Source organism: Bradyrhizobium sp. SZCCHNR1002 (genome assembly GCF_032381435.1).
In the GTDB taxonomy this organism is placed as follows: domain Bacteria; phylum Pseudomonadota; class Alphaproteobacteria; order Rhizobiales; family Xanthobacteraceae; genus Bradyrhizobium; species Bradyrhizobium aeschynomenes.
On sequence record NZ_JAUHIS010000006.1, the window covers coordinates 223520 to 236293 of the forward strand.

Below are 12774 nucleotides of genomic sequence, written 5' to 3' on the forward strand. Positions count from 1 at the left end.
CGGAGTAACTAACTTGCACGATCGTTCGTAGCGACAGCCCGGAATTTCCGCATGCGATTGCCCTGCCCTGGAGGGGCAGGGTCGCAGCGGCGCCTACACCTCGATCGATGTAGCTGCGATTATGGAAGCGCCCATCCCGTCTCAGTTGGTGTTCAGCCGGAACCGCAGCGTCTTCGGTCCGACGAAGATGATCAGGTCGCCCTGACGCTTCCAGTTGGTCACCGCGCTCAGTGCTGCGATCAGCTCGTCATCCGCCTGGGCGCGCGCCGCCGGGCAGTTGCGGTCCTCGATCTTGCCGGCGATGAAAACGATGGTGTTGCCGGCGACCGAGAACTGCCCCTTGCCGCCCTTGCACCAGAGCTCCAGCACGGTGTCACCATTGTCGCCGATGTCGAGATCCGGCACCCGTTTCGATCCGGGCATTGGCAACGCGTCGAGCGTCATTTCCATGCCGAAGGGAAATTCCTCCGCCGACGCGGCGGCGAGCGCCAGGCCCGACATCGACAACGCCACCATCGCCACGGCGCAGCCACGCTTCAACACTTGCATCGTTCCTCTTCAGACCAGTCACGTGGGGCTCGCCTCGGGAGCGATGGCCGTGACCACCGCCAGCACGGCTCCCGCACAAATGTGTTCCAAACATAGCAAACCCCGCGACGCCGCGGCGTCGCGGGGCTTTGTCTCTGGCGGTGTTGCTACTTCAGCACCATCGCCGTGAACGGATAGACGTAGGCCTGCAGGGTCACGAACAGGCCGACCAGACAGGCCAGCACGATCGAGTGCAGGAAGACGTAGCGCAGGATCGAGCTCTCGTGGCCGTACCAATTGGTCGCGGTCGAGGCGACCACGATCGATTGCGCATCGATCATCTTGCCCATCACGCCGCCGGAGGAGTTGGCCGCCGCCATCAGCACCGGCGACAGGCCGAGCTGCTCGGAGGTGATCTTCTGCAGGTTGCCGAACAGCACGTTCGAGGCGGTGTCCGATCCCGTCAGCGCCACGCCCAGCCAACCGAGCAAGGTGCCGAAGAACGGATAGAGCACCCCGGTCGCGGCGAAGGCGAGACCGAGCGTCGCGTCGACGCCGGACAGCCGGGTCAGCGTGCCGATGGCGAGCATCGCCGAGATCGTGATCAGCGAGATCGCGCAGAGCCGGATGGTACGGCCATATTCGGCGATCAGCTTGCCCGGCCCGACGCCCATCAGGAAGCCGGAGATGATTGCGGCAATCAGCATGCCGGTGCCGGTGAAGGTCAGATAGGTGAACGAGAACACCGCGCCCTCGGGCGTCGGCTTCGCGGCCACCGGCGGAACCTTGTTGATCAACTTGTCGAGCTCGGGCACCGGATAGTTCCAGGAGAAGATGCCGTTCGCCCAGGTCTTGAAGGCGCCGTTACCCCAGATCAGCATGATGATGCAGACGATGATCCACGGCAGCAACGCGCCCCACAGCTCGCTTTGCGTCAGCGGCGTGCGGTCCAGCGGCTTCTGCGCGGCCGTGGTGGACGCGGATTCGTCCCGGCCGCGCAGCGCCGGCGACAGCCACAGCTGGCGGGGTTGCCAGACCTTCAGGAACAGGATCAACGCGCCCATCGAGATCAGCGAGGCGCCGATGTCGACGATCCACGGATTGATGTAGTTCGAGATCAGGAATTGCGGCACAGCGAAGGAGACGGCCGTGACCAGGATCGCCGGCCACACGTCCTTCATGCCCTTCCAGCCCGCGAACGCCCAGATCACCCAGAACGGCACGATCAGCGAGAACACCGGCAGCTGCCGGCCGACCATCGCGCCGAGGATATAGGGGTCGAGCCCGGTGACCGAGGCGAGGCCCTGGATCGGCGTGCCCAGCGCGCCATAGGCGACCGGGGCGGTGTTGGCGATGAGCGACAGGCCGGAGGCCGCCAGCGGCGAGAAGCCCAGGCCGATCAGCACGGCGCCGGTGATCGCGACCGGCGTGCCGAAGCCGGATGCGCCCTCGAAGAAGGCGCCGAAGGAGAACGCGACCAGCAGCAGCTGCAGCCGGCGGTCCTCGGTCACGCCGCCGATCGCCCGCTTCAGGAGCTCGAAGCGTCCGGTCGAGACCGTGACCTGATAGAGGAAGATGACGTTGAGGACGATCCAGCCGATCGGGAAGAAGCCGGTGATGACGCCGAGCATGGTGGCGCGCAGCGACATGTTGGCCGGCATGGTGAAGACGAAGATCGTGATCAGGTTGGTCAGCACGACGGCGATGATCGCCGCGATATGCGCCTTCACCTTGCCGCTGGCGATCAGCACCAGCAGCGTCACCACTGGGATGGCGGCGGCGAGCGTCGACAGCGCCGGGCTGCCCAACGGGTCGTAGATTTGATTCCACATCGTGACTTCTCCCCCCACGTTCTTGTTGTTGGACCCGATCCGGCGGGGCGGATCAGCTCAGTTCGCCACGACCTCGAGGCCTGGCAGAAGGACGGAAAGCGAGAACACGAAGCAGGCCATGCCAAACTATGCTCAAATTCTCGCGACATCTGGCGGGGTCGGCGATCCCTCTCCCTCACCGCATGCTACGGTTTGACGCAGGTCACGGACAAGCGGGTGGTCGCCGGACACCTTACGACTTTCGTCTAGACAGGCATCCAAGCCTGCAGAATTCTTCTTCCATGTCAGCCAGTTAAGCCCCTTTCTCAGGAGCAGCCCCTCTGTGAACAATTTACGCTCGACCCTCGCCATCGTCTGGCGGATCGCCATTCCCTACTTCCGCTCCGAGGACAAGGTCGCCGGTCGCATCCTGCTCGCCGCCGTCATCGCCATCGAGCTCGCATTGGTCGCGATCGACGTGCTGGTGAACCAATGGCAGGCCCGGTTCTACAACGCGCTGCAGGAATACGACTGGAACAGCTTCATCTGGGAGATCGGCGTCTTCGTCGTGCTCGCAACGACCTTCATCGTGCTGGCGGTCTATCAGCTCTATCTCAACCAATGGCTGCAGATCCGCTGGCGGCGATGGATGACCGAGGCCTATCTGCACCGCTGGCTCGGCGACGCCAGTCACTATCGCATGCAGCTCAAGGGCGACGCGGCCGACAACCCCGACCAGCGCATTGCCGAGGATGTGAAGCAGTTCGTCGAGCAGACGCTCAACATCACCGTCAATCTTCTCAGTTCGGTCGTGACCCTGGCATCCTTCGTGGTCATCCTGTGGGGCCTCTCGGAAGCGGCGCCCCTCACGCTGTTCGGCATGGAGTACCATATTCCCGGCTATCTGGTCTGGGCCGCTCTGCTCTATGCGATCGCCGGAACCGCACTGACGCATTGGATCGGATCGCCGCTGATCAACCTCTATTTCGAGCAGCAGCGCTTCGAGGCCGATTTCCGCTTCAACCTGGTGCGCGTCCGCGAGAACTCCGAGCAGATCGCGGTGCTGCGCGGCGAGGCCGCCGAGCAGACCCTGCTGGCGAGCCGCTACGGCCGCGTGGTCGCCAATTTCTACCAGATCATGAGCCGCACCAAGCGGCTGACGGCGGTCACGAGCGGCTACGCGCAGGTGGCCACGATCTTTCCCTATGTCATCGTCGCCCCCGCCTATTTCGCCAAGAAGGTGCAATTGGGCGGCATGATGCAGACGGCGTCCGCGTTCTCGAGCGTGCAGCGGGCGCTGTCCTTTTTCGTGAACGCCTACCGGACCCTGGCCGACTGGCGCTCGACCGTCGCCCGCCTCGACGGCTTCGAGATGGCGATCGAGAGTGCCAAGACGCTCTCGGCCGAGCCGCAGACGATCGATGTCGTCAGCCATGCGGGAGACAGCATCGAGCTCGCCCAGCTGCTGCTCAAGCTGCCCAACGGCCTGCCGCTGATCGCGGCCGACGGCTTCAGCATCAAGAACAGCGAGCGCACCTTGCTGACCGGGCCGTCCGGCGCCGGCAAGTCGACGCTGTTCCGCGCCATCGCCGGCGTCTGGCCGTTCGGCAGCGGCGCGATCAGCGTGCCTGCCCATGCCAAGCTGATGATGCTGCCGCAGCGCCCCTATTTCCCGATCGGCCCGCTCAAGGCAGCCATCGTCTATCCCGCGGCCGCCGATGCGTTCGGCCTCGACCGGATCAAGCAGGCGCTGATCGCGGTGGGCCTGCCGCTGCTGGCGGATCGCCTGGAGGAGGACGGCCATTGGAACCGGATGCTGTCGCTTGGCGAGCAGCAGCGTCTGGGGATTGCCCGCGCCCTGCTGCACGCCCCGCAATATCTGTTCCTCGACGAGGCCACGGCATCGCTGGATGAGCCGGGCGAAGCCAGGCTCTATCAGGTCATCGCCGAGCAGCTGCCGCAGACCACGGTGGTGTCGATCGGCCACCGCTCGACGCTGCACGCCTTCCACGACCGCAAGGTCGAGCTCGTTCGGGACGGCGACCGATTCTCGCTGCGGCCGACCGGACAGGGTGCGGATGTCCCCGCGGGCAGCGCAGAGTAGCTGATCCAGGACGAACGGGCCAGACGGCCCGAAGTCCGGTGGCCAGCGCAGGAACGTCCGCGCCGGCCACCGGCAGACGGGCCAGCGACGGACCGGTCAACGGCTCGGCATCCCGCGCAGGCGCCAAAAGCAGAAGGGCGGCAGATTGCTCTGCCGCCCTTCGCTTTGGAGAATTCAATCCGCCTTGCGGAGAATTACTTCAGGTTGGTCATCGCGGTCAGGTCGACCGAGAGCTTGGCGATGCCGGTCGCGCCGCACCACTTGGAGCCGACGCCGGTCGGGTTGATCGCGGTCACGTTGGTCGTGCCGCTGCCGGTGAAGTCGCTGGTGAAGGCGTTGCAATCACCCTTCGACAGGTTGGTGTCGGAGTAGCGCAGGTCCAGCGTGAACACCTTGTAGGTGAAGCCGACGCCGATGTTCCAGGTGTTGTAGTCGGCATACTTGATGCCGTTCGGGAAAGCGGCCGTGCCGTAGAACGAGTCGGAGGTGCCGAACCACTGGCGGCCGAACTCACCCGACACATACATGCCGACGCCGCTGGCGCCGAAGGTCGTGCTGGGCGCGGTCCACTTGCCGGTGACCGAGGCGTAGTTGCCCCAGGCGCCCGTGTTCAGGAAGCTCGGGGTGTAGAACTCGGTGACGCCGAACGTCCAGTTGTCGTTCACCGTGTAGTTCATCTTGCCGTAGACTTCGAAGAACGAGACGTCCTTCTTCATCACGTTCAGGTTGGTCAGGGTGTTGGCCTGGCACTCTGCGCTCAGGGCGCGGCCGGCGAAGTCGGTCACGGCGCCGCCGCCGTAGTAGCAGGTGCCGCCCGGATACAGGTAGCCCCAGACACCGATGTCGAACGCGAAGGCGCCGAAGGTCGGGCGGACACCGCCGTAGATGTCGATCTCGGCCGCGGCGCGGTTCGGGAAGGAGATGCTCTCGCCGGCGACGCCGACGTAGAACTGCAGGTCCTTGTTGACGTTGAAGCGCGGCTCGAAATAGGCGGCGACCGACGGCTTGTGGTTCGACTGGGTCACGCCGCGGAACACGTAGTCGTTCATGATCGCGGCGCCGAACGCGATGTCCCAGGGATCGAACGCCACCGGCGGCGGGGCCTTGTAGGCCTTCACCGCCATGTCAGCGGCCGAAGCCGACCCCGAAATCATTGCCAGCGCCGTTGCCAACAAAGCCAACTTCTTCATGACGTTCCCCATCACCCAAATTTCGAGCACCGGTCCGATGTTCGGCCCCCCGGGGCACAATCAAGACCAACTGCGTCATACAGTCTCGATTTGTGACAGCGTCTCGCCGCAGGTGAAGCAAAAAAGCGAGGCATCTGCTGACTTTTTGGGCGATTTGACAATTCTACGGCAGGTTGTCGGCAGGCTGTGGCATTTGAACAACAAGTTTTCGTGGGTGAGATCCCCGCAGCGTGCACAAAGGCGCGAGTTTGTGGCGCGCTTTCCTCACATCTGCCCGCGACGGCGCCCGCGGATTCGCCCGGCCGTAGATTTGCGGGAGCGGCCGCGCCGGGGGTGAGTCGGCGAGCGAACCGGCCCAAAGCCCGGCCAAAAGCAAAGAGGCCGCAGCAATGGCGCTGCAGCCTCTTTCGTCAGGGGTTGGCCTCTTCGTCAGGGGTGGCCTCGCTGACAGGCCGAGCTCACCCACCGCGCCCTCTGCACCCCGCCGAACCGGGATGTGGCCGGCTGAACAGCGGGCGCTGCGGACGTCAGCTCTCGGAGGGGGTGCCTTCCTCGCCCTCGTGGGCCGGCTCGCTCGGCATGGCCCAGCTGGCCTCAGCCGATTCGGTCTCGTGTGTCGCCGGAGTCTCGACCAGCGGCGCCATCTTCGGAGCGCGCTTCTTGGCCGCCTTCTTCGGCGCGGCCGGAGCCTTCGCAACGGACTTGGCAGCCGGCTTGGCAGCGGACTTGGCTGGAGCTTTGGCAGCAGACTTCGAAGCGGATTTCGCGGCCTTCTTGGCGGGCGCCTTCTTGGCCGGAGCCTTCTTCGCCGGAGCCTTCTTCGCCGGAGCCTTGGCGGCCTTCTTCGGCGCCGCCTTCACGGCCTTCTTCGCCTTCTTGGCCGGAGCCTTCGCAGCCTTCTTGGCGGACTTCGTCGCTTTCTTGGCAGCCTTCTTGGCGGTCTTCTTCGCGGCCTTCTTGGCCTGCGCCATCAGCTTCTTTTCCTTTTTGTCTTTCTTGTCCTTCTTCGACTTCTTGTCCTTCGCCATCGAAACCTCCTGTTGCCGCCGAACGCTCACATCATCCGGCGGGACGGGCCGGCAATCCGCACGCGCCCATCCTTCAATTCAATCCTGGTCGCGGACCGCCCGTCGCCCAGTCGAGAAGTTCAACGGTGTGGACGACGGGAACGGTCGTGCCGCTGGCAATCTGCATCATGCAGCCGATATTGCCCGCAGCGATTACATTCGGCCTGACCGTCGCGATGTTGGCGACCTTGCGATCGCGCAGTCTCATCGCAATGTCGGGCTGGAGAATGTTGTAGGTCCCCGCCGAACCGCAACACAAATGACTCTCCGGTATATCTTTCACCACGAATCCGGACTTGGAAAGCAATTCTTTCGGAATGCTCGTGATTTTCTGCCCATGTTGCAGCGAACATGCGGAGTGATAGGCGACGACGACGTCGTCATGCGCGGCTTCCGTCTTCAGTTCGAGCGTCGCGAGATACTCGCTGATGTCCTTGGCCATCGCCGACACGGCCGCAGCCGACGCTGCAAATTGCGGGTCCTCGCGCAGCATGTGGCCGTAGTCCTTGATGACGGTGCCGCAGCCCGACGTCGTCACCAGGATGGCGTCGAGCCCGCCGCGCGCCGCCTCCGCGATCCACACGCCGACATTGGCTCGCGCCCGCGCCAGCGCATCGGCATCCTGCCCCATGTGATGGGTCAGCGCACCGCAGCATTGCTCGTCCCGCACCAGCACGACCTCGATGCCGTGCCGCGTCAGGACGTTGATCGCAGCCTGGTTGATGCGCGGCGCCAGTGCCTGTTGCGCGCAGCCCTGCAGCAGCGCCACGCGGCCGCGCCGCGCGCCCTGCGCCGGAAACACGCTGCCGCCGGACGGCCCGGGCGGCGGCAGCGCCGCGGCCGGGGCGAGGTCCAGCATGGCCCGGAGGCGACGCAACAGGCTCGGCGCCGGCGTGGATGACGACGACGATGCCGGCAGAAGCGCCTTCAACGGCCGCCCCAGCCGGGCCAAGGTCATCGCCAGCCGAAACTCGCGCGGCCGCGGCAGCACATAGGCCAGCACGGCGCGGAGCCACCGGTCGGTCAGCGGTCGCTGATAGGTCTCCTCGATCCGCGTCCGCGCCTGGTCGACCAGATGCATGTAGTGCACGCCGGACGGACAGGTCGTCATGCAGGACAGGCACGACAGGCAGCGGTCGATGTGCTTGACGACATCTGATGTCGGCGCCTGCTCCTTCTCCAGCATCTGCTTGATCAGGTAGATGCGGCCGCGCGGGCTGTCGAGCTCGTCGCCGAGCAGCACATAGGTCGGACAGGTGGCGGTGCAGAAGCCGCAATGCACGCAGGCGCGCAGGATCTTGTCGGCGACCGCGATATCGGGATCGGCGAGCTGCGCCAGGGTGAACTCGGTCTTCATGCCACAACGCTCCGCCTGATACGCCCGCGGTTGAGAATGGTCTTGGGATCGAAGGACACGCGAACCCGCTCCTCCAGCGCGGCGACACCCGGCGGCTGCGGATGGAAGACGTCGACCGCCAGCCGCATCTCGTCCCAGGCGCGCAGCAGCATCGCGTGGCCGCCGGCGGCGTCCGCGAGCTTGCGCACCACGCCCGCCGAGGCATCCGCCTGCGGCGGCAGCGCCGCCCAGATCAGGCCGCCGCCCCAGTCATAGATCACCTCGCCGCCGGTCTGTTTCACCAGCGCCTGCCCGATCGCGGCGCCCGACACCGGCGGGCAAACGATCCGCCACACCGGCCACGCCCCGAGCGTGCCCTGGGCCGCGAACGGCGTGACGTCGCGGATGGCGCTCCACGCGTTGGCCGAGACGTCATCGGCGATGATCTCGGCCGCGCCGAACGTCGCGAGCTGCCTGGCGAGCGAGCCCGCGCGATGCACCGCCGAGGCCGTGATGCCCTCCAGCCGGATGACCGTGACCGCCTCGCCCCGCGCGCCGATCGCGCCGAGCCCATCCACCTCCGGCCGCACCGTCGAGGCCGGCAGATGCGCCGCGGCCGAGACATCGAACGGCGAGCCCAGCGCCGCCGTCATCGCCCGGTTGGCCCTGAGGTCGTCGAGCCCGCGCAGCACCAGCGTCCGCTCCGCCTCCGGCCGCGGCATCACCTTCAGGGTCGCCTCCGTCATGACCGCGAGCGTGCCCCAGGAGCCCGCCAGCAGCTTGCAGAGATCATAGCCGGTGACGTTCTTCACCACCTTGCCGCCGGTCTTGAAGCTCTCGCCGAAGCCGGACACGGCATGCGCCCCGAGCAGATGATCGCGCACCCCGCCGGCGCGCACCCGCCGCGGCCCCGCCAGCCCCGCCGCGATCATCCCGCCCAGCGTTCCCCGCCCCGTGGTCCCCAGCAGCGGCCCGGTGTCCATCGGCTCAAACGCGAATTGCTGGCTCTTCGAATCGATCAGCGACAAGAGGTCGCCGAGCGGCGCCCCGGCCTGCGCCGTGATGATCAGCTCGTTCGGCTCATAGGAGACCACAGCGCTCAGCGCCGACAGGTCGAGCACGGCATTGGTCGCCGTCACCTGCCCGATCCCACGCTTCGAGCCATGCCCGATCACCTCGATCGGCTGCTCATTGGCGATCGCCGAGCGGACCACCTCCTCCACATCGGCTGCGTTCCGTACTCTGAGGGCGTCCACCACTGCTCGCCTTGCTTGCTGATGATGACAGGCGACCGCGACGCGCGGCCACCGGCGTTGGAGTGGTTCTAGAGCATGATGCGTTAAAAGGGCAGCCCGGTGTGGCGAAAAGATCGTGCGCGGACAAGGAGATGAGAGGGAACGACGGACGCGCCGGGCGGAACGTTCTAAGTCTTGGCTTGCGGACTCGCCAGGACCGCCGCCGTCGCGACACGAGCAATCCCCCCACGAGCGGTGCGCCCCCTCTCCCCGTCCTTCACGGGGAGAGGGTCGGGGTGAGGGGCGCCGCACGGGTGGTGCCTTTCGTAGTTCGTAGGGCGGGTAAGCGCAGCGTAACCCGCCGACCTTTCGCGCCACATGGCGGATGACGCCTTCGGCTCATCCGCCCGACCCGCTTCTCGTGCGAGATCGCTGCAAATGTGCTAGCGTATTGGCATGGCTCCAAAGAGACCCGCATCGAAAAAGACCAAGGCCGGCGGCTTCGTGATCGGCAGCGGGCGCTATCGCAAGATCAGCGCCGTCGAGGGGATCGAGTATTCCCCCAAGATGAAGGGCGCCGCGTCTACGACCGGCAAGGCCCTGTCCCCCGAGGAACGCCGGAAGTCGATCATCGACGCCTATCGCAAGGCTTAGGCTGCGACAAAACCGCGACGACGATGAACGGTGCGACGATTCGGATCGATCGGATATGATGCGACTGAACGGGATGCACATGAAGCTTGTGATGGGGATATTGGCCGCCGCGCTCGTCCTGGCGGGCATGGGCGCGGGCCGGGCGACGGTGCGTATTGCCGACGACCCGGGCGGACGCATCGGGACGTATGTCGACAAATTCAAACTGCTGCGCGACTCCGGCGAGCACGTCATCATCGACGGGATCTGCGGGGGTGCCTGCACGATCGTGCTGGGGACCCTTCCGCGCGACAGGATCTGCGTCACCCCGCGAGCCGTGTTCACGTTCAGGGAAACTGACGATCTGGGGCCCTTTTTTCGTCCTGTCCCGAACCCGGAAGCAACGCGGATGCTGTTTGACCTCTACCCGGCCCCGATCAAACGATGGATCACGCGCCAGGGCGGCCTGACCGCACATCCGATCTTCCTTCGCGGCAAGGAGCTCCAAGCGCTCTATCGGCCCTGCGCGATCAACGTCCCGGCCTCCGGCGGCGGGCCACGGTAGATGGATTGTCAGTTCGAAGGGGCTCTAGTCCGTAGGGCGGGTTAGCGCAGTGTAACCCGCCGACCTTTCGATCCACGCGGCGGATTACGCCTTCGGCTAATCCGCCCTACGCGCTGTCATCGTGATCCACGACGCTTCCCGGGACGCGTATCCAGTATCGGTTTAGCCTTCTTATCGGCGGCCAGCCTTTCGGTAGCGACAACAACATAGCTACCACAGTGATAGATGGCGCTTGTCACCATCTGTGTGTCGGCCATGTCCCGGATCGATTGCTTCTGACGCTCGTTTTCCGTAATCGCTAAGTATGCTTCGCGTGTTTTGTCGCTCTCCCTTTTGATCTTTGCTTCGTTGAGAGAATGTACAAGCTCATTTCGGACGTAGGAGGCTTGCGACAGAAGGTCCCATATCGGCCGGCCCACTCCGGGAGGGTCAATCGTTCTAAGCAACTTAATCTTCTGGGATGTGAAGAAGTAATGCGCCGGATCCTTTCCTAATACTTCAAGCATTTCGATCAGAGACCCCTCGACAGCGACTTGGGCCTTTACGACGGCCTGCATCATATCGTCGATTCGAGCTACGCGCTCCACGGACCTCTTGTGAGCTTCTTCAAATGACGTTTTCCGCGCCGTTGGCTCTGATTCGTCCGCAAGTATCCAATTCTCTTCACTGACCATGTCTCCCTCCTGGTTACGGTATTGATTGAGATGGATCTACTTCCGGTTCTCTGCCCCGTGTGGCGCTACATGTCCGCGGCCGGGCGGCATCATATCTGCGCTCACGGAAGAGCTGGTGCGCCAACGAAAGCGCAGGCTCAGCCGGACTAAATTACCGGTTCGCGGAGTTGCTTGCGCCGGAAGGGAGCATCGGCTTGCAGCTTACAGCGCAACGTTGTGGACGGTTACTGGTGTGAGGCCGTGCCTGCATGCCGCCCCTGCTTGCCAGTGGCTCGTTTAGCAGATGCGGAGCATGACCTCTTAAATGATCGTCGCAGCTCGGCAAGAAATCGCGCGGCGGCATTTAGAAGGGCAGCGATACCGAAAAGAGTGAAAGGGTCCATGAGCACTTCTCCGCTTCGGACCTCATCCATTCATTCGACGGCAACGGTCCAAACGCATCGCGCAGAGCTATCGCGCTTGCGGCGTGTACCGCAAAAGCTTTTTGGTGGAACAGGATCGCCCGTCAGCGCTTCGACTCATTCGTGCAGGTTTTTGCTGGCTCCTTGTCTAGCTGCACTCAACAACTCCTCCCATGGTTGCCTTCGACCGAAATCGAGCCAATGTTGAAAATATTGGTCCTTGAGCCACCGAGCCGCCGTAGTTCGCGAAATTCCGGCTAATAGCTTCAATTTGTTGATTGATAGTCGCTCTTCTGGATTCAAGCATTGTGCGACACCCATTGCTACGCTTCTCTTGCGCTCTCGCAATCTGTACTCGACGTCAAGGTCGGGTTGTGTTCCGCACAGTTGGTGCCGGATCAATACGACGAGAGACGCTGGAACTCGGTATACGTGCTCATTCCAGTCATAAGCCTCCAAGATGGTTGTGATTAAATAGTTGACGGAAGCATCGCTGACGGCTTTGCGACGCCGATCGATAAAGCCTGACCCGCTTTTTGGAAGTTCATCTCGCTTTAAGAGAAGGTCTAGCAAGTGCAAGCACAACTCATCGACACCAGGCTCATCTCCGTCGAGCGCTCCGGCGATCAGATCGGGGTTTATACCTTGGTTCTTAAAGTCGGCTTCGAGTGAAAATAATGCATCGATTCCTCCAAAGTGAGCGACCTGAATATCAACCTCTGGAAATTTCTGCCTAATAGACAGGTAATTTTGAATACTAACATCCCCTCGATACGTGACAACGGCGTCTATGAAAGACTTAAGTCGCTCCAAAGACCAACCTAGCGATCGGATCGCTGTATCGATCTCCTGTTGTCGCTTTTCTTTCTGACGCGCAAATGCCTCCGCATCACTCTTGTCTTTGAAGGCGGCTTTGTTCGTGGCGAGCACCTTTTCGAATTCTTCGTCGTGCCGAGCCTGCTCGAACACTGCGGTATGAAGTCGCGGCTTGCTTAGCCATTTGGAACGCTCTTGCGCTGCCCTGACAGCCCAAGTATCGAGTATGCCGTCGACAAATAAATCTTTATTTTGGCGGCCAGAGCGCCCGCGCGTCGGCTTATTGCCGCTAGCCGATTTGCGAAAACCCGCTTTCTTGCGACGCACTGCGCTCATCAGGTATCCTCCAGTCATGCTCATTTGCTCATCACTGGGCACGAGCAAGAACCGTCTGAGAGGCTAGGCCCTGGTCAA

Annotated in this window: 11 protein-coding genes; 3 read left to right on the forward strand and 8 right to left on the reverse strand. The window is 63.5% G+C overall.

The features are described 5' to 3' along the window. Nucleotides 1-141: 141 nt before the first annotated feature. On the reverse strand, nt 142-549 hold the full coding sequence (locus tag QX108_RS26035) for an META domain-containing protein (RefSeq protein ID WP_315721808.1): 408 nt from the start codon (nt 547-549) through the stop codon (nt 142-144). Between the two features lie 146 nt (nt 550-695). Further along, nucleotides 696-2360, reverse strand: coding sequence for an L-lactate permease (locus QX108_RS26040; RefSeq protein WP_315784452.1), 1665 nt, complete (start codon nt 2358-2360; stop codon nt 696-698). Between the two features lie 322 nt (nt 2361-2682). On the opposite strand from QX108_RS26040, the gene QX108_RS26045 reads away from it, so the two are divergent. Further along, nucleotides 2683-4443 (forward strand): ABC transporter ATP-binding protein/permease, encoded by a 1761-nt coding sequence (locus QX108_RS26045; protein ID WP_315784450.1) that lies wholly within the window; start codon nt 2683-2685, stop codon nt 4441-4443. A gap of 194 nt (nt 4444-4637) precedes the next feature. On the opposite strand, the gene QX108_RS26050 is transcribed toward QX108_RS26045, so the two are convergent. The 4 genes from QX108_RS26050 to QX108_RS26065 form a co-directional block, all read right to left on the reverse strand. Beyond that, nucleotides 4638-5633, reverse strand: a complete 996-nt coding sequence (locus QX108_RS26050) for a TorF family putative porin (RefSeq protein ID WP_315721811.1) — start codon at nt 5631-5633, stop codon at nt 4638-4640. 527 nt (nt 5634-6160) lie between these two features. Then, a complete protein-coding gene (locus tag QX108_RS26055; RefSeq protein WP_315784448.1) occupies nt 6161-6661 on the reverse strand; it encodes a hypothetical protein in 501 nt (166 codons plus the stop codon). Between the two features lie 73 nt (nt 6662-6734). After that, on the reverse strand, nt 6735-8057 hold the full coding sequence (glcF, locus tag QX108_RS26060; protein ID WP_315784446.1) for a glycolate oxidase subunit GlcF: 1323 nt from the start codon (nt 8055-8057) through the stop codon (nt 6735-6737). After that, nucleotides 8054-9292, reverse strand: a complete 1239-nt coding sequence (locus tag QX108_RS26065) for an FAD-binding protein (protein ID WP_315784445.1) — start codon at nt 9290-9292, stop codon at nt 8054-8056. The genes glcF and QX108_RS26065 overlap by 4 nt, the downstream gene beginning before the upstream one ends. Before the next feature lie 435 nt (nt 9293-9727). Here QX108_RS26065 and QX108_RS26070 point away from each other — a divergent pair, with 435 nt between their 5' ends. Then, nucleotides 9728-9925, forward strand: coding sequence for a hypothetical protein (locus QX108_RS26070; protein WP_315784444.1), 198 nt, complete (start codon nt 9728-9730; stop codon nt 9923-9925). 55 nt (nt 9926-9980) lie between these two features. Next, the gene (locus QX108_RS26075; RefSeq protein ID WP_315799613.1) at nt 9981-10469 is read left to right on the forward strand and encodes a hypothetical protein; all 489 of its coding nucleotides are present in this window, start codon (nt 9981-9983) and stop codon (nt 10467-10469) included. Nucleotides 10470-10585: 116 nt separating this feature from the next. Here the strand turns inward: QX108_RS26075 and QX108_RS26080 are convergent, their stop codons facing one another. Together QX108_RS26080 and QX108_RS26085 are read right to left on the reverse strand one after the other, a co-directional pair. Further along, nucleotides 10586-11143 (reverse strand): hypothetical protein, encoded by a 558-nt coding sequence (locus QX108_RS26080; protein WP_315784440.1) that lies wholly within the window; start codon nt 11141-11143, stop codon nt 10586-10588. Between the two features lie 518 nt (nt 11144-11661). Continuing rightward, nucleotides 11662-12720, reverse strand: a complete 1059-nt coding sequence (locus QX108_RS26085) for a hypothetical protein (RefSeq protein WP_315784438.1) — start codon at nt 12718-12720, stop codon at nt 11662-11664. Nucleotides 12721-12774 lie beyond the last annotated feature (54 nt).

What these genes read in the sequence shown, in the direction of transcription:
- QX108_RS26035 (WP_315721808.1), bottom strand. Translation starts at nt 549, where the DNA reads ATGCAAGTGTTGAAGCGTGGCTGCGCCGTGGCGATGGTGGCGTTGTCG.
- QX108_RS26040 (WP_315784452.1), bottom strand. Translation starts at nt 2,360, where the DNA reads ATGTGGAATCAAATCTACGACCCGTTGGGCAGCCCGGCGCTGTCGACG.
- QX108_RS26050 (WP_315721811.1), bottom strand. Translation starts at nt 5,633, where the DNA reads ATGAAGAAGTTGGCTTTGTTGGCAACGGCGCTGGCAATGATTTCGGGG.
- QX108_RS26055 (WP_315784448.1), bottom strand. Translation starts at nt 6,661, where the DNA reads ATGGCGAAGGACAAGAAGTCGAAGAAGGACAAGAAAGACAAAAAGGAA.
- glcF (WP_315784446.1), bottom strand. Translation starts at nt 8,057, where the DNA reads ATGAAGACCGAGTTCACCCTGGCGCAGCTCGCCGATCCCGATATCGCG.
- QX108_RS26070 (WP_315784444.1), top strand. Translation starts at nt 9,728, where the DNA reads ATGGCTCCAAAGAGACCCGCATCGAAAAAGACCAAGGCCGGCGGCTTC.
- QX108_RS26075 (WP_315799613.1), top strand. Translation starts at nt 9,981, where the DNA reads ATGATGCGACTGAACGGGATGCACATGAAGCTTGTGATGGGGATATTG.
- QX108_RS26080 (WP_315784440.1), bottom strand. Translation starts at nt 11,143, where the DNA reads ATGGTCAGTGAAGAGAATTGGATACTTGCGGACGAATCAGAGCCAACG.
- QX108_RS26085 (WP_315784438.1), bottom strand. Translation starts at nt 12,720, where the DNA reads ATGAGCATGACTGGAGGATACCTGATGAGCGCAGTGCGTCGCAAGAAA.